At 67.7% G+C, this 20,912-nt stretch carries 23 protein-coding genes; 15 read left to right on the forward strand and 8 right to left on the reverse strand.

What is annotated here, in order from left to right; genetic code table 11:
- Positions 1 to 100 precede the first annotated feature (100 nt).
- The 5 genes from ACWDXS_RS25315 to ACWDXS_RS25335 all read right to left on the reverse strand — a co-directional run bounded on the left by ACWDXS_RS25315 (position 101) and on the right by ACWDXS_RS25335 (position 3,466).
- Positions 101 to 1,090, reverse strand: a complete 990-nt coding sequence (locus ACWDXS_RS25315) for a pirin family protein (protein ID WP_449969268.1) — start codon at positions 1,088 to 1,090, stop codon at positions 101 to 103.
- Complete coding sequence (locus ACWDXS_RS25320; RefSeq protein ID WP_378990930.1) at positions 1,087 to 1,401, reverse strand: GNAT family N-acetyltransferase; 315 nt, start codon at positions 1,399 to 1,401, stop codon at positions 1,087 to 1,089. The genes ACWDXS_RS25315 and ACWDXS_RS25320 overlap by 4 nt, the downstream gene beginning before the upstream one ends.
- A 130-nt stretch (positions 1,402 to 1,531) precedes the next feature.
- Positions 1,532 to 2,548 (reverse strand): aldo/keto reductase, encoded by a 1,017-nt coding sequence (locus tag ACWDXS_RS25325; RefSeq protein ID WP_378990928.1) that lies wholly within the window; start codon positions 2,546 to 2,548, stop codon positions 1,532 to 1,534.
- Positions 2,545 to 3,009 carry a MerR family transcriptional regulator gene (locus ACWDXS_RS25330; RefSeq protein ID WP_378990927.1) on the reverse strand — a complete coding sequence of 155 codons (465 nt, stop codon included), beginning with the start codon at positions 3,007 to 3,009 and terminating at the stop codon, positions 2,545 to 2,547. The genes ACWDXS_RS25325 and ACWDXS_RS25330 overlap by 4 nt, the downstream gene beginning before the upstream one ends.
- 88 nt (positions 3,010 to 3,097) lie before the next feature.
- Positions 3,098 to 3,466 (reverse strand): VOC family protein, encoded by a 369-nt coding sequence (locus ACWDXS_RS25335; protein WP_378990926.1) that lies wholly within the window; start codon positions 3,464 to 3,466, stop codon positions 3,098 to 3,100.
- A gap of 48 nt (positions 3,467 to 3,514) precedes the next feature.
- Between ACWDXS_RS25335 and ACWDXS_RS25340 the strand changes: the two genes are divergently transcribed.
- Positions 3,515 to 3,718, forward strand: coding sequence for a hypothetical protein (locus ACWDXS_RS25340; protein WP_062988972.1), 204 nt, complete (start codon positions 3,515 to 3,517; stop codon positions 3,716 to 3,718).
- A gap of 16 nt (positions 3,719 to 3,734) precedes the next feature.
- Here the strand turns inward: ACWDXS_RS25340 and ACWDXS_RS25345 are convergent, their stop codons facing one another.
- A complete protein-coding gene (locus tag ACWDXS_RS25345) occupies positions 3,735 to 4,226 on the reverse strand; it encodes a SixA phosphatase family protein (protein WP_378634316.1) in 492 nt (163 codons plus the stop codon).
- Positions 4,227 to 4,381: 155 nt separating this feature from the next.
- Between ACWDXS_RS25345 and ACWDXS_RS25350 the strand changes: the two genes are divergently transcribed.
- Positions 4,382 to 6,049, forward strand: a complete 1,668-nt coding sequence (locus ACWDXS_RS25350; RefSeq protein WP_379314894.1) for an FAD-dependent oxidoreductase — start codon at positions 4,382 to 4,384, stop codon at positions 6,047 to 6,049.
- 99 nt (positions 6,050 to 6,148) lie between these two features.
- On the opposite strand, the gene ACWDXS_RS25355 is transcribed toward ACWDXS_RS25350, so the two are convergent.
- A complete protein-coding gene (locus ACWDXS_RS25355; protein ID WP_378634320.1) occupies positions 6,149 to 6,919 on the reverse strand; it encodes an acyl-[acyl-carrier-protein] thioesterase in 771 nt (256 codons plus the stop codon).
- A 187-nt stretch (positions 6,920 to 7,106) separates the two neighbouring features.
- On the opposite strand from ACWDXS_RS25355, the gene ACWDXS_RS25360 reads away from it, so the two are divergent.
- The 9 genes from ACWDXS_RS25360 (at position 7,107) to ACWDXS_RS25400 (ending at position 17,344) form a co-directional block, all read left to right on the forward strand.
- Positions 7,107 to 9,107, forward strand: coding sequence for a protein kinase domain-containing protein (locus ACWDXS_RS25360; RefSeq protein WP_449969277.1), 2,001 nt, complete (start codon positions 7,107 to 7,109; stop codon positions 9,105 to 9,107).
- A 53-nt stretch (positions 9,108 to 9,160) separates the two neighbouring features.
- On the forward strand, positions 9,161 to 10,135 hold the full coding sequence (locus tag ACWDXS_RS25365; protein WP_378990922.1) for an NADPH:quinone oxidoreductase family protein: 975 nt from the start codon (positions 9,161 to 9,163) through the stop codon (positions 10,133 to 10,135).
- A gap of 66 nt (positions 10,136 to 10,201) precedes the next feature.
- Positions 10,202 to 11,314: a winged helix DNA-binding domain-containing protein gene (locus ACWDXS_RS25370; RefSeq protein ID WP_449969280.1), complete on the forward strand. Its 1,113-nt coding sequence runs from the start codon at positions 10,202 to 10,204 to the stop codon at positions 11,312 to 11,314.
- A 127-nt stretch (positions 11,315 to 11,441) separates the two neighbouring features.
- Positions 11,442 to 12,755, forward strand: a complete 1,314-nt coding sequence (locus ACWDXS_RS25375; RefSeq protein WP_449969283.1) for an amidohydrolase family protein — start codon at positions 11,442 to 11,444, stop codon at positions 12,753 to 12,755.
- Positions 12,756 to 12,867: 112 nt separating this feature from the next.
- Entirely contained in the window at positions 12,868 to 13,653 is a 786-nt protein-coding gene (locus tag ACWDXS_RS25380) for an ABC transporter ATP-binding protein (protein ID WP_449969285.1), read from the forward strand.
- Positions 13,653 to 14,495: an ABC transporter permease gene (locus ACWDXS_RS25385; RefSeq protein ID WP_449969288.1), complete on the forward strand. Its 843-nt coding sequence runs from the start codon at positions 13,653 to 13,655 to the stop codon at positions 14,493 to 14,495. Before ACWDXS_RS25380 ends, ACWDXS_RS25385 begins: the two co-directional genes overlap by 1 nt.
- A gap of 8 nt (positions 14,496 to 14,503) precedes the next feature.
- Positions 14,504 to 15,673 carry an ABC transporter substrate-binding protein gene (locus tag ACWDXS_RS25390; protein WP_449969291.1) on the forward strand — a complete coding sequence of 390 codons (1,170 nt, stop codon included), beginning with the start codon at positions 14,504 to 14,506 and terminating at the stop codon, positions 15,671 to 15,673.
- Between the two features lie 10 nt (positions 15,674 to 15,683).
- A complete protein-coding gene (locus ACWDXS_RS25395; protein ID WP_449969293.1) occupies positions 15,684 to 16,676 on the forward strand; it encodes an isopenicillin N synthase family dioxygenase in 993 nt (330 codons plus the stop codon).
- Positions 16,677 to 16,705: 29 nt separating this feature from the next.
- Positions 16,706 to 17,344, forward strand: coding sequence for a GntR family transcriptional regulator (locus tag ACWDXS_RS25400; RefSeq protein ID WP_449969296.1), 639 nt, complete (start codon positions 16,706 to 16,708; stop codon positions 17,342 to 17,344).
- 29 nt (positions 17,345 to 17,373) lie between these two features.
- Here ACWDXS_RS25400 and ACWDXS_RS25405 read toward each other — a convergent pair whose 3' ends face one another.
- The gene (locus ACWDXS_RS25405; RefSeq protein ID WP_364408533.1) at positions 17,374 to 17,889 is read right to left on the reverse strand and encodes an Lrp/AsnC family transcriptional regulator; all 516 of its coding nucleotides are present in this window, start codon (positions 17,887 to 17,889) and stop codon (positions 17,374 to 17,376) included.
- Positions 17,890 to 18,021: 132 nt separating this feature from the next.
- Here ACWDXS_RS25405 and hppD point away from each other — a divergent pair, with 132 nt between their 5' ends.
- The 4 genes from hppD (at position 18,022) to rpsL (ending at position 20,912) form a co-directional block, all read left to right on the forward strand.
- Positions 18,022 to 19,164 (forward strand): 4-hydroxyphenylpyruvate dioxygenase, encoded by a 1,143-nt coding sequence (gene hppD / locus ACWDXS_RS25410; protein WP_378990910.1) that lies wholly within the window; start codon positions 18,022 to 18,024, stop codon positions 19,162 to 19,164.
- Positions 19,165 to 19,195: 31 nt separating this feature from the next.
- Complete coding sequence (locus ACWDXS_RS25415) at positions 19,196 to 19,723, forward strand: DUF3558 domain-containing protein (RefSeq protein ID WP_378990909.1); 528 nt, start codon at positions 19,196 to 19,198, stop codon at positions 19,721 to 19,723.
- Positions 19,720 to 20,265, forward strand: coding sequence for a DUF3558 domain-containing protein (locus ACWDXS_RS25420; protein WP_378990908.1), 546 nt, complete (start codon positions 19,720 to 19,722; stop codon positions 20,263 to 20,265). Before ACWDXS_RS25415 ends, ACWDXS_RS25420 begins: the two co-directional genes overlap by 4 nt.
- Positions 20,266 to 20,537: 272 nt before the next feature.
- Positions 20,538 to 20,912, forward strand: coding sequence for a 30S ribosomal protein S12 (rpsL, locus tag ACWDXS_RS25425; protein ID WP_056814220.1), 375 nt, complete (start codon positions 20,538 to 20,540; stop codon positions 20,910 to 20,912).

Raw genomic sequence — 20,912 nt, forward strand, 5'->3', positions numbered from 1 at the left:
CCCGATGCGGTGGCGGGGAGTCCCGCATCGGGAGGCGGCGTGGCCCGTTTCGCCGCAGGCTGATTCCGGACAGCGAGGGCGATGCGGCCTCGGCGCCGCGTCAGAGGTGAGTGCAGCCGGTCGCTCGTTTGCGTGGCTTCAAGCGCAACGGCGGTAGCGGCGGAGCGGGTATCCGCTCCTCGGGGGTGTGGCCGACGACCAACGGAAAACGGCTGGTATCGAGGGCTTCCCACGCCTGCCGCGCATCGATGATCTCCTCATGACTGCGGGCGACGAAGTTCCACCACATCACCAGCTCCTCGGCGAAGGGTTCGCCGCCGACCAGCGCGAAATGCGCTCCGTCGGTGCTGGACAGGCACAATTCGGTGCGGTCGGTGCCCAGATACAGCAGCGGGCCCGGGGTGAGTTCGGTGCCGTCGATCGTCACCGCGCCCTCGATCACCAGCACGGCGTGCTCGAACGCGCGGTCCAGCGGGAGCGACACCTCGGCGCCGGGGTCGAGCACGATGTCGGCCCCGACGATCGGCGTGTAGGCCTTCGCGGGTGAGGCGACACCGCCCAGGGCGCCGATCAGCACGGTGGCGCGCAGTCCTGGCGCCGCGTAGCTCGGCAGTTCGCGATGCTGCTCGAAATGCGGGTCGATGCCGGTGGCGGTGCCGGGCAGTGCGATCCACAGCTGGAGGCCGTGGCCCGCTTCCGCGCCGGGCACGCCGAACTCCGAATGCGCGATGCCGCGACCGGAGGTCATCAGATTCAGCTGCCCCGGCGCGATCTCGACGTCGGAGCCCACCGAATCGCGATGCCGGATGCGGCCGTCGAGCGGCCAGGTCACCGTCTGCAAGCCGATGTGGGGGTGGGGCAGGATGTCGGGGGAGGCGCCGGCCTCGGTCGCGGTGGCCGAACCGAACCGGTCGAGGAAACACCATGCGCCGACGGTCGGCAGATCCCGTTGCGGCAGTGTGCGTTCCACGTACACCCCGCGCACCCCGCCGAGTGGGACCTCCCTGGCCGGATACAACTCGGCGATCGGACCCGGACGCGGCGACGGCTCACACAGCGCCTCGTCCGGGTCGATCTCCAGGTCGCTCATCCGGCGATGCCCTTGCCCACCACGTGCGCGTCGTACTCGGGGTGCTTGTCCAGCCAGCCGCGAATGAACGGGCAGTGCGCGGTGATGGTGCGCCCGCGCGCGATCACGTCCTCGATTGCCTGGCGGGCGAGTACGCCGCCGAGTCCCTTGCCCGCGAACGCGTCATCGATCTCGGTGTGGATGAAATCGGTGTCGTTGTCGCGCTCGATGTATTCGGTGAAGCCGGCGAGCTCGTCGTCGAAGAACACGTCGTAGCGATTCTTCTCGACATTGCGCACGACGCGGCGCTGTGGCTCTGCTGTCTCGGTCATCGGCAAACGCTCCTTCCGCACCGACGGCGGTGCGCTGAGGGTCGGCGCGTCGTTGCGTCGACCGTGACGGTAACCAGAACCATTCGTCGGCCGCAGCCTATTCCGCGCGATCGTCGGTGGTCGCGGGACTCTATTCGCGTCCTGCCGAGGTGAACGTCATATCGGCGTACCGGCTGCCTGCCACCTGTTCGGCGATCGGCTCCACTGCGGCCAGTTCGTCCGCAGACAGGCGTACCGATGCCGCGGCGACGTTATCGGCCAGTCGGGTCCGCTTGCGGGTGCCGGGAATCGGCACCACGGACAGGTTGTGCACGTCCGCCCGCGCGTGTACCCACGCGAGTGCGACCTGGGCCTGGGTGATGCCGTGCGCGGCGGCGATCGCGGCCAGCGGTGCGAGCAGTGCGGCGTTGTGCTGGGCGTTGTCGCCGGTGAAGCGGGGCTGGAACTTGCGGAAGTCCTGGTCGCTCAGCTCTGTCGCCGAGGTGAACGCGCCGGTGAGAAAACCGCGGCCCAGCGGCGAGTACGGAACGAACGCCACACCCAGTTCGGCCGCGGCGGGCACCGCGGTGCGTTCCACGTCGCGGGAGAACAGCGACCACTCCGACTGCAACGCCGCGATCGGGTGCACCGCGTGCGCGGCCCGCAGCTCGTCACCGGTCACCTCGGACAACCCGAGCGCCCGCACCTTGCCCGCCGCGACGAGTTCGGCCATGGCGGCGACGGTCTCCTCGATCGGGACCCGCGGGTCGCGCCGGTGCATGTAGTACAGGTCGATCGTGTCGACGCCGAGCCTGCGCAGGCTGGCCTCGACCGACGCGCGAATGTAGGCGGGGGAGTTGTCGAAGCCGCGGAAGGACGGATCGTCTGCCTTGCGAACGATGCCGAATTTCGTGGCGATGAGCAGGTTTTCGCGGTTGGCACGCACGAAATCGCCGAGGAATTCCTCGTTGTGGCCGGATCCGTACACGTCGGCGGTGTCGAACAGGGTGACGCCGAGTTCGAGCGCGTGGTCGAGGGTGGCCCGCGATTCGGCCGCGTCGGTATCACCGTAGAACTCGCTGATGCCCATACAGCCGAGCCCCTGAGTGCCGATCAGCGGTCCGTCGGCGCCCAGAGTCGTGGTCGGCAGTGTCGCGGTGGTGCTCATGTGTCGCTTCCTTCGCTCGTGTGCACGGTGATCGTGGCGGGCCGGACCACATCCGATCGGCCTTCGTAGACGGCGATCTTGTAGTCGAGAACGGCCACGGTCTGCTGCAGCTCCGCGATCTTGTCGAGCACGTCGGATCTGGTCTGCCGGAACATCTCCAGCCGATCCGGGTAGGTCTGCTCGCCTGCCCGCACCAGTTCGGCGTAGCGGATCATGTCGGCCACCGGCATGCCGGTGAGCCGCAGCCGGGCGATCAGCGCCAGCCACTCCAGGTCGCGGTCGCTGAACCGGCGGTTGCCGGTGTGATCGCGACCGACATAGCTCATCAGCCCGATCCGCTCGTACCAGCGCAGGGTGTCGCGGCTCAGGCCCGAGCGATCGGCCACCTGGCCGATCGAATACCTCGGGCGTTCGTGTTCGTCGTCGCCGCTCTCGGCGCGCAGCGCCGCGTCCTGATCCATCGTGCTCGTCCCTTCCCGTGGAACTTCTTAGACGGTATCCACCTGGAGTGCACTCCAAGCAAGGACTGTTCCTCGGGGGCGAGCGAAGTCAGCTGTAGTTCGGCAGCTCCTGGATCGCCCACTTGTTGCCGTCGGGGTCGGCGAAGAAGGTGAACCGTCCCCAGCCCATGTCCTCGACGGGGCTGGCCGCCACACCCGCGGCGATCAGCTGTTCATAGGCCTTGTCGGCGCTGGCCACGACCATCTGCATCCCCTCGACGCTGCCCGGTGCGGCGCTGGTGAGCCCGCGGCCGATGCAGATCGAACACCCCGAACCCGGCGGTGTGAGCTGGACGAATCGGATCTCCGGGGACGGTGTGTGGTCGTGATCGGCGTTGAAGCCGATGCTGGTGTAGAAATCCTTGGCCCGGTCGACATCGGTGACCGGGATGGCAACGAGTTCGATTTTCCAATCCATGTGGTCGAGCATGACACGGTGGTCCGACGGAAACGTAGTGTGGATCACATGGCTGGTAAGGACATCGACCGCGTCAGGGCCCGCTCGGCTTGGGAAACGGTCAAGGAGAGCCCGGTGATCACCGCTATCGCGGTGGCCCCGGTGGTACTCGTGCTCGGCGTGGTCTGGGCGCTGACGAACGGATTCGTCGCGTTCGTGCTTCTGGCGCTGCTGGGGGTGGGCATCGTCGTCGGCGGCAAGCTGCTCAAGTGAGCCGCACCGAATGAGGTCAGCGCGGGACGTGGAACGTCGTGAGTTCGCCCGTTCCGGGGCCGAGTTGTGCCCACGGCCGATCGAATTCGAGCACGGCCAGCGCCGAGGTGGGGAACTTGCGGCTGAGCTCGGTCGCCTGATCGGATTCGCGGTTGCCCGCCAGCTCCCACGCGGTCCAGGGAATCCCGGGCACATGGCCGACGATGAGCAGCGTCGAGATCGTGTCGTCGGTGAGCCCGATCAGTTCCATGAGGGTGTGCGGGTTCGCGTCGTAGATGTCGTCGGTGTACTCGACGGGCGCGGTGATGCCGGTGGCCGCGAGGGTCTGTCTGGTGCGCTCGGCGGTCGAGCAGCGCACCGCGTCGATCGGCGGCGCGGCGGCGCGCAACCAGTCCCCGGCCAGCGCCGCTTCGCGCTCGCCACGCGGTGCCAGCGGGCGCGCGTGGTCGTCGACGTTGTCGGGATAGGCCGATTTTCCGTGCCGCATCAGGATCAGGGTCGCCACCATGAGACCACCGTAATCGTGGGCAGCGGTGAGGTAGCAGTCACACTCGAGGCACACTGAAAGCTGCGTCACCATCGATGGGTTCGTGGTTCACCCGCCACGGGCCCTGATAGGGGGCGTCTCGAGCCACCGACCACACATTTCGAGGATCTGCACCTATGGCCTACGTCATCACGCAGCGTTGTTGCAACGACGCCAGCTGCGTCACCGAATGCCCGGTCGACTGCATCCGCCCGACTCCGGATCAACCGGAGTTCGCCACGGCGGAGATGCTGTACATCGACCCCGACACCTGCATCGACTGCGGTGCCTGCGTTGACGCGTGCCCGGTGGACGCGATCTTCTCCGAAGATGACCTGCTGGCCTCGCTGTCCAGATACCGCGAGATCAACGCCGCCTACTTCCAGCGTCACCCGCTCGAGTCGAACTTCGACCCGCTGAGCACACCGGTGCGCCCGCCCAAGAGTCTGGGCACGCTGCGCGTCGCGATCGTCGGCGCGGGCCCCGCTGCCTGCTACGCCGCCGACGAATTGCTGCGGCGCAGCGATGTCGAGGTGGAGATGTTCGACCGGCTGCCGACCCCGTGGGGTCTGGTGCGCGCGGGCGTCGCCCCCGATCACGCGGGCACCAAGGGCGTCGCCGAGATGTTCGAGTCGGCGTTCCGCCGCGACACGCTGCAGTACTACCTCAATGTCGAGGTCGGTGAGCACATCGATCACCAGGAGCTCCTCGACCACCACCACGCGGTGATCTACGCCGTCGGCGCCTCGAGCGACCGCGCGCTCGGCATCCCCGGCGAGGACCTGCCCGGCAGCCACTCGGCCACCGAGTTCGTGGCCTGGTACAACGGCCACCCCGACTTCGCCGAGCACGAGTTCGACCTGTCCGGCGAACGTGCGGTGATCGTCGGCAACGGCAACGTGGCCCTCGATGTGGCGCGCGTGCTCACCGGCGACCCGGACGAGCTCGCCAAGACCGACATCGCCGACCACGCGCTGGACGCCCTGCGGCGCAGCAACATCCGCGAGGTGGTGATCCTCGGGCGACGCGGCCCGCTGCAAGCCGCCTACAGCTCGCCGGAGTTCCTCGCGCTCACCCATCGCACGGGCGTCGATGTGATCGTCGACCCCGCCGATATCGAACTCGACCCGCACAGCCGCGCGTTGCTCGACGATCCGAACATCGAACCCTCGTTGCGCCTGAAGTACGAGCTCGCGAAAGAGTATTCGACGGCCGCGCCCGACCTGTCGAACAAGCGGATCGTGTTCCGCTACCTCGCCGCGCCGACCGTCGTGCACGGTACCGACGCGGTCACCGCGATCGAGTTCGCGCACAACGAATTGACCGAGGAGAACGGGCAATTGGTGGCCACCGCCACCGATCGCACCGAGACCATCGAGACCGGCCTGGTGCTGCGCTCGATCGGCTACCGCGGCGAACCTGTCGCCGGCCTGCCCTTCGACGAGCGCCGTGGCACCGTGCCGAGCGAGCACGGCCGGGTCATCGACGCGACCGTGCCCGTCCCCGGCGTCTACGTCTCCGGCTGGATCAAGCGCGGCCCGCGCGGGGTGATCGGTTCCAACCGGATCGACGCCGAGGAGACCGTCGAAGCGGTGATCGCCGACTTCATCGCGGGCAAACTCACCGCGCCGACCGGCGACCGCGCCGCCCTGCGGGCACTGCTCGCGCAGCGCCAGCCCGATCTGGTCGACCGCAAGGGCTGGAAGACCATCGACCAGGCCGAGAAGACCGCGGGCAAGGCGGCAGGCAGGCCGCGGGTCAAGTTCACCACCCGCGCCGACCTGCTCAAAGCAGCCAAGGGCTAGGTGCAGAGCCGACACGGGTACCCGCGGTGCCGGGTACCCGTGCCGGCCGCGCCGCAGGAACGGCCGCAGGCCGAGAACACGCGGCGCCAGCCGCCAAAATTACGGTAGCGGCATGATCCGGACGACGGTTGTGGTGACGCCGCCGACCACGAACCACAGGCGCAGCACCATCTGCCCGGTCCGGTCGCCCGGTTCGTGGCGGGCGCGCACGGTGATGTGCTCGCGGGCCAGCACCGGCGCCACGTACTCGATCACGGCGCGATGCGGTCCGGCGACCAGCTTCGGGAAGTCGACCAGGAACTGTTCGACGGCCTGCCAGTAGCAGGCGTTGTTGACATGGTTGTACTGGTCGATATCGGTCGCCCGTACCGGGAACGGCAGGTCGGCGTCGGATTCGCGCGGCGCCGGATCGGTGAGATAGGGCCGCCAGCGCAGGCGATGCTCGTCGGTGGATCGGGCCAGGTAGGCGAGGCCGTCGTCGCTGATCCGGGCGGGTAGATTGCTCGACTCGCTGAGGTTGATCCAGAATCCCTCGGTCTCGATCAATCCACCGCGTTCGCTGGTGATCCGCGTGCGCATATTCGTCCACCGGGTGGACATCGACGAACACCAGCGCTCGAGATGCACGTGATCGGGCCACACGACCGGGCGGATCACGTCGATAACAGTGCGGCGCACGATCCAGGTGGGGTCGGTGAGGTGCAGCGCGGTCTGATTGAGCTCGTCCCAGGCGATGTCGGACAGGTAGCGCGCTACGGCGTCCAGGCGGAGTCGTTGATAAGGATCCACGTCGCCTGCCCGGACGGGCCACGCCGTGGCGAAACCCGTGCCCTCCTCGGGAAGCGGGGCCAGTGGCTGATCGAGTGACACGTGTGCTCCTTGCGCGACACACCAGTGCGCCGCGACTTCTTGCGTAGTTCTGTAGACGACTTTACGGGTCGCAGATCACACCCTCACGCCGAGCCGGGACTAGCGGTACCAGGTGTGGGTCACCAAGGGCCTAGCAGCGGGGTTGTCCTACATGACAGACCTATCGGCGCCCAGGTAGCCTGCTGTAATGGCCGGCGGAGCGATGGCGGGCTCGATGTTCGGGCGCTATGAAATTCGCAGACTTCTCGGAGTCGGCGGTATGGGGGAGGTCTACGAGGCATACGACACGTCCAAGAATCGTGTTGTCGCCCTCAAGATGCTCAACCGTGAACTCGCTGGTGATCCCACCTTCGTGCAGCGTTTCCGTCGCGAATCGCAGGCTATGGCGAGTGTGCAGGAACCGCACGTCATCCCGGTGCACGACTGGGGCGAGGTCGACGGTGTTCTCTACATCGACATGCGCCTGGTCAAGGGCGTCGATCTCAAGGAGCGCTTGCAGCAGTACGGCAGGCTCACGCCGGTCGAGGCGGTGCAGGTGGTCGAGCAGATCGCGTTCGCGCTCGACGCCGCGCACGAGGTCGGCTTGGTCCATCGCGACGTGAAACCGGGCAACATCCTGCTCACCGGCAACCTGTTCGCCTACCTGGTCGACTTCGGCATCGCCCACACCGCCACCGACCCGCAGCTCACCAGCGCGGGCAGCGCGGTCGGCTCGATGGCGTACATGGCGCCGGAGCGGTTCGAGAGTGTGCCGATGTCGCCGTCGGTGGACACCTACGCGCTCACCTGTGTTCTCTACGAATGCCTGGTGGGCCGGGTGCCGTACCCGGTGAACAGCCTCGCGGGCGCGATCGGCTCGCATCAGATGGCGCCCGCCCCGCGCCCCAGCGCGGCCGACGCCACGCTGACCACCTTCGACCCGGTCGTCGAACGGGGCATGGCCAAGCGGCCCGACCAGCGCTACGCGACCCCCGTCGACCTGGCTCGGGCCGCCAGAGCGGCGCTGATCCAAGCCGAACGCTCCACTCCCGCCACGGTATCCGGGCCCCGGATCGAGATCACCGGCCCGCAGACACCGCCGAGCCGGGTCGGCGATCTCGCTTCCCCGCCGACAACCCGCGGCTCGGCGGTCGTGCCCGCCGACTCGCAGCCACCGCCGACTCGCGACTCCGCGGCTCTTTCGCCGGATTCGCATTCGCCCCCGACGCGGGACTCCGCGGCGCTGTCGCCGGACTCGCGGTCACCCGCTACCCGGGATTCCGCAGCGCTGTTTCGTGATTCGCAATCGCCCCCGGCGATCTACGGCTCGGCGGCCTATGCGCCCGACTCGCACTCACCGGTGACGGCAAGGGGGCCGGTGTCCCGGCCGGGAGGGCAGGCGACCGGCGCCGGGCCGACCACTCGGGTCACGGGGCCGCAATCCGCCGAACCGTATTCGACGCATCGCGTGAGCGGCCCGCATTCCGCCGGACCGCAGCCGACGCGCCGGGTGACCGGACCCCAACCCGCAGACGCGTATCGGGCAGCAGAGCACCAACCGACGGTCCTGCGCGCGGCACCCGGTGTGACCGGTCCCGGCCGGGGGAGTGGCTATACCCATCCGTCGGCACCGCTCCCGATTCCCCCGCAACGTAATTCGGCCACGCCGGTGCTGGCCGGTGCGCTGGGTTCGCTGATCGTGTTGGCGGCGGTCGGTATCGGGGTGTGGTTCATGATGACCGTCGACGACCGCCGCGATGTGGCCGTGCCGCCGTCGCCCGCGTCCGGCGCCGTCGATCCCTCGGTGATCGAGACCGTCAGCCAGACGGTCCCCACCACAGAACAATCGCCGATCACGACCACTGTCCCCCCGCTGCAATCGAGTGTCTCCGGCGCCGACGGCCAAGGCTTCCTGAACGCGGGCCCGCGGTGCAACGACAACGACGCCGCGATGTCCATCGCCCGCACCACCAGATCGCGTGTCGTCATCTGTCACACCGGCGACCAGCGGTATTACTACAAGGGTGTACGCGCCAGCGACGGTGCCGGGATCGAACTCGATGATCCGGTACCGAACGGCGGTGGCGCGTACACCGTCACCAACCCGACCGACGGCACGCAGTACCAGCTCGACTCTTCCGGTCTGACGATCATCAAGGCCGGTTCGGTGCTCGCCAGCGAGCCGGTCACCGAGTTCGCCCATCGCTGATCCCACCGGCGGGTTATGTTCGCGGGTGAATGTCATCAAGAGAGGTGTCGGAAATGCGCGCAGCCCAGGTCGGCAAGTTGGACGGACCGTCGGCGATCGAGATCGTCGATCTGCCCGAGCCGGTGGCCTATCCGGGCGGTGTGCTGATCGACGTGCACGCGGCGGGTATCGCCTTCCCCGACGTGCTGATGACGCGCGGTCTCTACCAGATGAAGCCGGGCCTGCCGTTCGTCGTCGGCGGCGAGGTGGCCGGTGTCGTGCGCGAGGCGCCGGAGGGTTCGTCGCTGCGCCCCGGTGACCGGGTGGCCGCGCTGACCATGCTCGGCAACGGCGTCGCCGAGGTGGCGGTCTCGCCGGAACACGCGGTGTTCGCCCTGCCGGACAACGTCTCTCTCGAAGCCGGTGCGGGCGTGCTGTTCAACGACCTCACCGTCCACTTCTGCCTGACCAAGCGCGCCAGGATGGTCGAGGGCGAGACGGTGCTGGTGCACGGCGCGGCGGGCGGTATCGGCACCTCCACGCTGCGCATGGCCAGGGCGCTCGGCGCGGGCCGGGTGATCGCGGTGGTCAGCACGGATACGAAAGCACAGGTGGCCAAGGCCAATGGCGCCACCGATGTGGTGCTGACCGAAGATTGGCTCGCCGCGGTGAAGGACCTGACGGACGGTCGTGGCGTCGATATCGTCCTCGACCCGGTCGGCGGCGACCGCTTCACCGACAGCGTCCGTTCCCTGGCGGGCGGCGGCCGGCTGCTGGTCGTCGGTTTCACGGCGGGGGAGATCCCGACGGTGAAGGTGAACCGCCTGCTGCTCAAGAACGTCGAGGTCGTCGGCGCGGCCTGGGGCGAATGGGTGATGAGCCACCCCACCTACCTCGCCGAGCAGTGGGCCGAGATCGCCCCGCTGCTGGCGTCGGGCGCGATCCCCGCTCCCGATCCGGTGCTGTACCCGCTGGAGCGCACCGCCGAAGCCGTTGCGGCACTGGATAACCGGACCGCCACCGGCAAGGTGGTCGTGCGGCTGCGCTGACCGCGCCGGCTGTCACAGGTCGGCGGTACTGTCGGCAGGTCATCGCGGGTCGACGAAGGAAACCGAATGCAGCTGTCGAACAGAACACTCAACCGGACGTTGCTGGCCCGGCAGCATCTGCTGGAGCGTTCGACGCTGACCACCGACCAGATGTGCGAGCACCTGGTCGGCTTGCAGGCCCAGGACGTACCGCCGCCGTTCATCGGCTTGTGGAGTCGGATAGCCGATTTCGATCCGGCGACGGTATCGAAGGGCCTCGATGATCGGTCGCTCGTGCGGATCACTTTGATGCGCGGCACGATTCACCTCGTCACGCCGCCGGATGCGTTGCGGATCGCGCCGCACATTCAGCCCGAGCTCGAGAAAGCCCCGTTCCGTCAGGGTTTCAACTACGGTGCGATGGTCGGCCTCGACCCCGACGAAGTGCGCGCGCACGGGGAGGCGGCGCTCGGTGACGAGCCGAAGTCGGCGGCTGACCTGCGCGCCGAAGCCGCCCGCCGCTACCCCGACCGCGACGCCGGTGCGGTCCTGCAGACCTGGCTGTATCAACTCCCCGTCCTGCAAACACCCCCGCGCGGCCGCTGGGGCGACAACAGCCGCCCGGTCTGGTCGCGGGTTCAACCCTGGCTGGGCGCCCCACTCGATCCGGACTACCCGGTATCGGAGTTGATCCTGCGCTACCTGCGCGCCTTCGGCCCGGCGAGCACGATGGACATGCAGGCGTGGTCGCGCCTGCCCGCCATGAAGAAGGCCGTCGCCGAACTCGGCGACCGGGTGCGCACCTACACCGACGCCCGCGGCCGCACCCTCTACGACGCGGCCGACCTCGAACTCGCCGATCCCGACCTGCCCGCGCCGGTCCGGCTGCTCGGCTGGTACGACAACGCGCTGTTGTCCCACCAGGACCGCGCGCGGATCACCGGCGACGACAACCCGCCGACCCTGCGCGCCTTCGCCACCAATGTCTCGCCGATCCTGATCGACGGTTTCGCGGCCGGGGTGTACAAGATCTTCGTCAAGTCCGGAACCGCTCGCCTGCGGATCAGTCCGGCCCGCCCGTGGACGAAAACCGAAGCGGCGCAGGTGGAAGCGGAAGCAGGTGCCTTGCTCGCCTTCCTCGAGGCCGAATCCGAACCGGTCGTCGAGATCCTCGAGCCGGGCGCCGACCTTCGCCCGTGACGTCGGTTTAACGTCGAGGCAACAACGGTTTCCTAGGGTCGGTCCCACGACGTTCATGGCTGCAACGGACGACGTGCTCCGCTGAATCCGGCGAGCGAACCAGCCGCATCCCGAAAGAGGTGCGCGCATGGATTCTGTCGCGTCCGTAGTCATTACCGATGTCACCGTCTATACCGAGCGGGGCTGGGCGCCCGGCGAAGTCGTGATCGAAGACGGCGTGGTCATCGCCGTGGGGGCCACCCCCGAACACGCGGAGCTGCCCCGTTTCGACGGTGGTGGCGGTTATCTGCTGCCGGGCTTCGTCAATACCCACACCCACCTTCAGCAGGCGGTTCTGCGCGGGGTCGGCGAGGGCCTGCCGCTGCTGGAATGGCTGCGTTGCGTCGGCGAACACACCGTGGCCGCCACCCCGGAACAGACCTATCTCTCGGCGCTGGCAGGTGGCCTCGAGCTGCTGCGTAGCGGCGTCACGACGGTCGTCGAACACATGTGGCCGAGCCCGTCCGACGAGATCCACCAGGCGATGATCCGCGCGCTGCGAGAGCTCGGAATCCGTGTGGTCCTCGGTCGCGGCATCGCCGACCGCGCCGACATCACCCGCAAATGGGGCCTCGATCCGCGGCTCCTGCAGCCGCTCGACGAGGCTCTCGCCCACGTCGACGAGCTCGACAAGCAACTCGTCGGTACCCGCATCACGACGGCGCTCGCCGTCCCCAATCCGCGTTGCCTGACCCCCGACGGCATGGCGGCCGCCCGCGAATACGCCCGAGCCGCCGGCAAAACAGTGTCGGTACATGTACTCGAGACCACCACCGACGACGACATGTGCCGATTGCATGCGGGTGTCTCAGCCGTCGACTACCTCGACGCGAGCGGTTTCCTCTGGGACCGCACCTTGGCCGTGCACTGCGTCAACCTCGACGAGCACGGCCGCGAGGTCTTCGCCGAACGCGGTGTCGCCGTCTCCTACAACCCGGTTTCCAACATGCGCCTCGGCAGCGGCGTCGCCCCGGTTCCGGAGATGCTCGCGGCAGGCATCGACGTCACCCTCGGCGTCGACGGCGCCGCGAGCAACGACACTCAGGACATGCTGCTGGCCCTGCGCATCGGCGCATACCTGCAGCGTGCGGCCCATAAGCAGGCCGACCTGCTCGGTTTCGACGAGATGCTGCGGATGGCGACCGGGGCCGCGGGCCGGGTGCTCGGCCGCCCTGCGCGCACCGGCATCGCCGTGGGTGACCGCGCCGATCTCACCCTGGTTCGCTTCGACCGCGACTTCGCCTGCCTGCCGGTTCTCGACCCCGGTGCCACCCTGCTCACCGCCGCGTCGCCGCGCGTGATCGACACCGTGTGGGTCGACGGCGAGGCCGTGATCCGCGACGGCCGCAGCACCCGCGTCGATCATCAGGATCTCGCGCGACGTCTGATCCGCATGCGATGACTGTTAATCCATCGGAAACGAACGACACATTGCATGTAATTCAGCTAGATCAAACTGAATCCATTCCAAGGTTGCACGCAAAACCGATATACCGCAGGAGAAGGTGATCACGGTGACGCTCTACGACACGGTGAACGACGCCGACGCGAGGACGCTGCTGTCCGGCATGGAGGTTTCCTTCGCCGGTGTGAGCAAGTGCTTCGGCGGCGAAGGCGGCACACTCGCCCTGACCGACGTCGACCTCGACATCCGCGAAGGCGAATTCGTCGCGGTGGTCGGCCCGTCCGGCTGCGGTAAGTCGACGCTGCTGCGCCTGGCGGCCGGTCTCGAGCCGGTGAGCTCGGGAGCCGTTGCGGTACGCACGAATTCGATCGGCTTCATCTTCCAGGAAGCCACACTGCTGCCGTGGCGCAAGGTTCGCCGCAACGTCGAACTCTCGGCCGAACTGGCCGGGGTCGACCGCAAGACGCGCCGCGACCGGGTCGAGCGGGCGATCGAAGCCGTCGGCCTGGCCGACTTCGCGAACAAGCTGCCCAGCCAGCTCTCCGGCGGCATGCGCATGCGCGTCTCGCTGGCCAGGGCGCTGTCGCTGGAACCGCGCCTGATGCTCCTGGACGAACCGTTCGGCGCGCTCGACGAGATGACCAGGCTGAACATGCAGGAGGAGCTGCTGCGCCTCTACCGCGACAACGCCTTCACCGCCCTGTTCATCACCCACTCGGTCTCCGAGGCCGTATTCCTCGCCTCGCGGGTGGTGGTGATGTCGGCCCGGCCGGGCCGCATCCACGAGGTGATCGACGTCGACCTGCCCTACCCGCGGGAACGCGAACTGCGCTTCGAACCCGCGTTCACCCAACTCGTCTCGCGCATCTCGCGCTCGTTGAAAGAGGCTGCCTGATGGTGAGTGTCGCGGCCCGTGTTCCCGCCGCCACGAAGATGCAGCTGCCCACCGCGCACCTGCGCAAATTCGGCAGTTCGCTGGTAGCGCCGATTGTTTCGATCACCTTGGCGCTGGCCGCCTGGTACGCGGTGTCGATGCTGGTCCTCAGCGAGGGTCGCCGCTTCCTGCTGCCGCCGCCGCACGTGGTGTTCAGTGAATCGCTGGCCGACCCGAAGAAACTCGAGGTGATGCTGGAGGCGCTGGCCGTCACCGCCAGGGTCGCGGTCACCGGCCTGCTGATCTCGGCGGTGCTGGGGGTGGGGATCGCGGTGCTGATGAGTCAGGCCAAACCGATCGAGAACGTGGTCTACCCGTACGCCGTTGTTCTCCAGGCGATCCCGGTGCTGGCCGTGGTCCCGCTGATCGGCTTGTGGCTGGGCTACGGCTTCGCCGCCCGCACCACCGTGTGTGTGCTGATCGCGATCCATCCGATCATCGCGATGACCCTGTTCGGTATCAAGTCGGTCGACGGCAATCTCCAAGAGCTGTTCACCCTCGGCCGAGCGGGCCGCCTGCGCCGCCTCTGGTCGCTGCAACTGCCCGCCGCGCTGCCCTCGACCCTGACCGGATTGCGCACCGCCGCGGGACTTTCGGTCACCGGCGCCATCATCGGCGACATGTTCTTCGCGCAGGGCAAGCCCGGCATCGGCACCCTGCTCGACACCTACCGCGCCCGCTTGCAATCCGAGGATCTGATCGGCGCACTGCTGCTGGCCGCCCTGTTCGGCGTGCTCGTGTTCACCGTGTTCACGGTCATCCAGAAGGTCAGCGTCGGCCGCTGGCACAACTCCGCCAACTAAGGATCACCATGAAGACACTTCCCCTACGTCGCGTAGGTATCGCCGCGCTGGCGGTGCTGCTGGCCGGCACCGCGTCCGCCTGTTCCGGCGACGCCTCCGACGCCCCTGCCGTCGCGCTCGAACCGGCCCCGGCCGAACAGCAACTCGCGGGCGCTTGCCCGGCCACCGTGGTCGTCCAGCTCCAGTGGGCGCCGGAAACCGACTCCGGCCCGATCTTCGGCCTGCTCGGCCCGGGCTACACAGTCGACGCCGACAACAACAAGATCACCGGCCCGCTCGTCGCCGACGGTAAGGACACCGGCGTGCAGCTGGAGATCCGCGCGGGCGGCCCGGCCATCGGCTTCCAGACCGTGCCGTCGCAGATGTACGTCGACCAGAGCATCACCCTCGGTCTCGCGCACTCCGAGCACGCCATCGCCGCCGCGGGTCAGCAGCCGATCGTCGCCGTCACCACGCTGCTGCGCAACAGCCCTCAGATGCTGATGTGGGACCCGAAGACCAACCCGGACTGGAAGGGCATCACCGATATCGGCAAGTCCGGCAAGCCGGTGGTGGTCTCCAAGGGCCAGCTGTACCCGGACTGGCTGGTCGCGCGCGGACTGGTGAAGAAGGAGCAGGTCGACGCCTCCTACGACAACTCGCCCTCGCGCTTCGTCACCGATCCGTCCTTCGCTCAGCAGGGCTTCGCCAATGCCGAACCCTTCACCTACGAGCACGAGGTGCGGGCCTGGAACAAGCCGGTCGGCTACCAGCTGCTCAAGGATGTCGGCTACGAGGGTTATGCCCGCACCGTCAACGTGCGCGCCGACAAGCTCGCCGAGCTGCGTCCGTGCCTGCAGAAGCTGGTGCCGATGATCCAGCAGGCCACGGCCTCCTTCAAGGCCGATCCCAGCCACGTCGACGACGTCGTCGTCGATGTGGTCGAGCAGAACCCCAAGCTCAATCCCTACAGCGCCGAACTAGCCGAATTCGGATCCAAAGCCCTCATCGACGGCGGCCTGATCGGCAACGACACCGACGGCGTGCTCGGCAGTTTCGACGAGGCCCGCGTCCAGCGCATCATCGACGAATTCGCCCCCATCCTGCGATCGGGCGGCGCGAACGTGCCGACCGGCCTGACCGCGAAGGACCTGGTCACCAAGGAATTCCTCGACCCCGCCATTTCCGTCACCGGCTAAGGAGACACCCATGACCACCAGCTACGACCTGTCCGAAGTCTCGCGTGAGAAGCAGATGGGTGGTCTCGGCAAGGAGACCACCGACCGCGAGATCCGCGTCGTCGACCTCACCGACTTCGACAACCGCCGCGCCGAGATCACCGACGAACTGTGGGCCGCCGCCACCGAGATCGGCTTCTTCCAGCTCTCCGGCCATGGCATCCCGCAGGACCTGATCGACGAGATGTTCGGCGCCACCGCCGATTTCTTCGCCCTCCCCGAGCAGATCAAGGGGCAGTACCCCCTGGTCAAGCAGAACAACGCGGGCTGGGAGAGCCTGAGTCAGGTGCGCCCGTCCATCGGGGTTCCCGATCAGAAGGAGTCGTATCAGATCACCCGGCCGCACATGGACCAGCTGTGGCCCAGCGAGACCGAGCTGGCCGGATTCCGCAGCCGCGTCCTCGATTTCGAGAGCCGGGCCTGGGCAGTGGCGATGCGGGTGCTGTCCTGCTTCGCCGACCGCCTCGGACTCGACCGCGAACACTTCACCGCCGCACACGATCCCGGCTCCGCGAGCTACCAGAGCGCCCTGCGGCTGCTGCACTACTTCGCTGTTCCCGAGGAACTGCGCGGCGTCCCCGGACGCTGGCGGGCCGGCGCCCACACCGACTTCGACTGCCTCACACTGCTTTTCCAGCGCGACGGGCAGGGCGGGCTCCAGGTGTGCCCCGGCAAGGAGATGCAAGAGCAGGAGTGGACCTCCATCACTGCGTCGTCGAGCCTGATCACCTGCAATATCGGTGACATGCTCACCCGCTGGAGCGACGACCTGCTGCCGTCGAACTTCCACCGCGTGCGCAGCCCCGGCGAGGGCGAGTACCAGGGCGAGCGCTACAGCATCGCCTACTTCGCCCAGGCCGACCGCGATGCCGTCATCCAGGGGCCCGCGGGCAAGTACCCGCCCGTCACCGCGGCCGACTTCCTGACTCAGCGGGTACAGGCGAACTACCGCCCCCAGGGATAATCACCGCAACCAACGGAAAGGGCACTGCGATGACCGAAGCCTCGCTGCTCGGCCAGTCTGTCCATCGACGGATCCGGCAGATGGTCCTCTCCGGCGAGCTGACCTCGGGCCAGCCGCTCAGCGTGCCCGCGCTGGCGACCGAGCTCGGGGTCAGTCGCAGCCCCGTCCGCGAAGCGGTGCAGCAGCTGATCTACGAGGGTCTCGCGGTCAGCGCACCGCATGCGGGGGCGAAGGTCGCCGCCGTCGACGACGATCGCATCCGCGATGTCCTGGCGGTCCGCGCCGCCCTCGACGGTCTCGCCGCCGCCGCGGCGGCCACCCGCCTCACCGAGGCCGACCTCGACACGCTCACCGGCATCATCACCGCCCAGCAAGCGCATCTGGACGACCCCGCCGATCCCGCTCGCGACGCCCAGCTCGACCTGGAGTTCCACACGTTCATCCGCGACGCCTGCGGCAACGCGTGCGTCGTCGACGAACTGGCCCGCCTGGAAGCCCAGGCCCACCTCTACCGCGGCGACCTGTGGTGCTCGGCCCGCAACCGCCGCGTCGCCCTGCGCGAACACCGCCGCATCGTCGAAGCCCTCGAATCCGGCCACCCCGAGTCCGCCCGCGCGGCCGCCGAGGCACACGTGCAGGGTCTGCTCACCCGCCTCGCCAGGCAATAGCAGCCCGAGTCGGCTCCCGGCAGTAACCGTCAGCGGTGATCGCGGTACGCGGGGGCCTTCGCGGTCCCCGCCGGGGTCAAGGTGTGCAGCAGCGGCATGGTCCGATGCGCGACCACCGTCGACAACACGATCACACTGTGCGACCGCACCACCGACCCGGTCCGATCGATGCTCAACAACACCGCCTGCAAACCGGCATGGGAATCGGCCCCGATCCGGCACAGCACGTCACCGGAACCGGTCGTCGCGTACGCCTCGAGCACTCCCGGAATCGCCGCCAGCTCCGCGCTCACGGTATCCAGCGCGCCCTGCGCGATCTCCAGGGTCACGAACGCCTGCACATCGAAACCCGCTGCGGTGACATCGATCTGCGGATCGTAGGACGCGATCACCCCGGATTCCTCCATCCGGTTGATCCGCGCCTGCACCGTCGCCCGCGCGACCTTCGTCCGCCGCGACAGTTCGAGAATTCCGGCCTTCTGGAACTCGTGCATCGCGGTGAGGATCGCCAGGTCGAGCTCATCCAATTTCGCGGGGGTGCGCATGCGAAGACCTCCATGTCCGGTTGCTATTCAAATTGTCCATCATTTGTGGGCATCCGGTGGCTTCTCGAGCCAGCCTGCTCAGACAAAGATGGTGTAGTTGCCCACCTGCGGCCCGGCGCGATTTCCTAGGTCATGACCATTGAGCAGCAGCTCGTCGGGCTGATCGAGCACGACGACAGTGTCGATCCGTTTCCGGTGATCGGATGGGACGCCCTCGTCTGGGTCGTCGGCAACGCGACCCAGAGCGCCCACTTCCTGCAATCCGCGTTCGGCATGCGGCTGGAGGCGTACTCGGGCCCCGAGACCGGTAATCGCGACCACAAGTCGTTCGTGCTGCGCAGTGGGGGAGCGCGATTCGTGATCACCGGCGCGGTCGACCCCGACAGCCCGCTCGTCGCCCACCACGACCGCCACGGCGACGGTGTCGTCGACATCGCGCTCGAGGTCCCCGACGTGGACCGCTGCATCGCCTGGGCTCGCGATCACGGCGCGACCGTCCTCACCGAACCGCACGACGAGACCGACGAATTCGGCACCGTGCGCTCGGCCGCACTGGCCACCTACGGCGACACCAGGCACACCCTGATCGACCGCTCCGGCTACGCGGGTCCCTATCTCCCCGGTTATATCGCGCGCACCTCCACCCGCGAGCCGGGTAAGCGCGTGTTCCAGGCCATCGATCACGTGGTCGGCAATGTCGAACTCGGCATGATGGACCGCTGGGTCGACTTCTACCGCGACGTCATGGGATTCACGAACATGGCCGAATTCGTCGGCGACGACATCGCCACCGAGTACTCCGCGTTGATGAGCAAGGTCGTCGCCAACGGCAATCACCGGGTGAAGTTCCCGCTCAACGAACCGGCGGTGGGCCGCAAGCGTTCTCAGATCGACGAGTATCTCGAGTTCTATCGCGGCCCCGGCGTCCAGCACATCGCACTGGCCACCGGCGACATCCTCGAAACCGTCGACGCCCTGCGCGCCGAGGGCGTCGAATTCCTCGCGACACCCGACACCTATTACGAGGATCCCGAACTGCGCGCTCGCATCGGCGCCGTGCGCGTACCGGTCGACGAACTCCAGCGCCGAGGCATCCTGGTCGACCGCGACGAGGACGGCTACCTCCTGCAGATCTTCACCCGTCCCCTCACCGATCGCCCCACCGTCTTCTTCGAACTCATCGAGCGACACGGCTCACTCGGCTTCGGAAAGGGCAACTTCAAGGCCCTTTTTCAGGCCATCGAGCGCGAACAGGAGGCTCGCGGCAACCTGTGACCGGGTCCGCGGACCTACTACAGTTGCGGCCATGCGGATCCCCTCGGCGATCATCACCGGCATGACCTTGGTCGTCATGCTGACGTCGTGCGGATCGGGGGGCGACTCCGATACGCCGACAGGGCCCAACCGTCCACCACCGAAGGTCGCCTCACTGGGTCCCTTCGTGGGCGAGTGCGGCCATGTCACCGACGACGAAGTGCGCACTCTCGCCGGTCTCGGCCAGATCGCGCGGGTCTACAAGAACGCGACCGGCTGCAATTGGCAATCGGCCGGATTATCGTCGCCCAGCGTCACTTTCGCCTCGTACCGCGGCAGTCCGATCGAACGTGAGAAGGCGTGGGTGTCCAACGTGGGCCGTGCACCGGAGACCATCGACGTGGGCGGGCATTCCGGCTTCATGGCGCTCGACCCGCAGGGCACTGTCTGCGACCTCGCCGTGCAACTCGACGACGACTTCTTCGAGTGGTCGATGTCCACCGGCATCTTCGCCACCGGCGGCAACCCGTGCGACCGGACCAGGAAACTGGCCGAGCTGACCGTGGGACGGCTGCAGTGAGCGCCGGCAAGGTCGCCGCCGCGGCGCTGATGCTCACCCTCGCGCTGGCAGGCTGCGGCCAGAAGATCGAGGGCACTGCCCAGCCGCTGGGGAAGGGCGGCGGCGGTGAGACGATCAATACCGACTTCGACAAGCTGCTGCGCGAGTGCGAGGTGGTGGCCGCGGCCAAGATCGGCGAGATCATCGGCAACGCCAAGAGCGTGAGCGCCTCGTTCAGCGGTGCCGTCTGCATGTGGGACATCGAGGACGCACCCGGCGGGGGCGCCATGGCCAGCCTCAACTGGTACGAGATGGGTACGCTGAACAACGAGAAGACCACCAACGACAAGTTGGGCTACACCTCCGGCGACATCACCGTGCAGGGCCGCAGGGCGTTGCAGGTGCGCAGACCGGGCGACAACGACTCCTGCGGCGTCACCGCCCCGGCCGCCGATGTCGGCGTCGTCGGGTGGTGGATCAACTACCGGCCCGGCTCGGCGCACCCCGATCCGTGCGTGGGCGCCCAGAAATTGGTCGAGCTGACCCTGGATCTCGCCCGGTAGAAGGCTTGACGCGGCCCCCCGCTTTGACCCCGAATCGGGCACGCGGGTATCGTGGATCCCTGTGCCCGGATTACTGCGGGCAAGTTCGTGTGTGAACGTAGGCCAGCGAAAGCGGCCGATACGTTCCAACGTGCCTTGAAAAGGGCACTGAGCGCCTCAGCGACACGCCCGACCACGGGTTAACGGAAACGTGGTCTGACGTGCGGGTGAAAGCTCGATGAACTGCAAGACACTGCACACCAAGCGCAATTACCAATAAGGAAAGCCGGTCTATGCCAACCATCAACCAGCTGGTCCGCAAGGGTCGCCGCGACAAGGTCACCAAGACCAAGACTGCGGCCCTGAAGGGGAGCCCGCAGCGTCGTGGCGTGTGCACTCGCGTGTACACCACCACCCCCAAGAAGCCGAACTCCGCGCTCCGTAAGGTCGCGCGTGTTCGCCTGACCAGCGCGATCGAGGTCACGGCGTACATCCCCGGTGAAGGCCACAACCTGCAGGAGCACTCCATGGTGCTCGTTCGCGGCGGTCGTGTGAAGGACCTCCCTGGTGTCCGTTACAAGATCATCCGTGGATCGCTCGACACCCAGGGCGTGAAGAACCGCAAGCAGGCGCGCAGCCGCTACGGCGCCAAGAAGGAGAAGAGCTGA

Source organism: Nocardia sp. NPDC003183 (genome assembly GCF_053590715.1).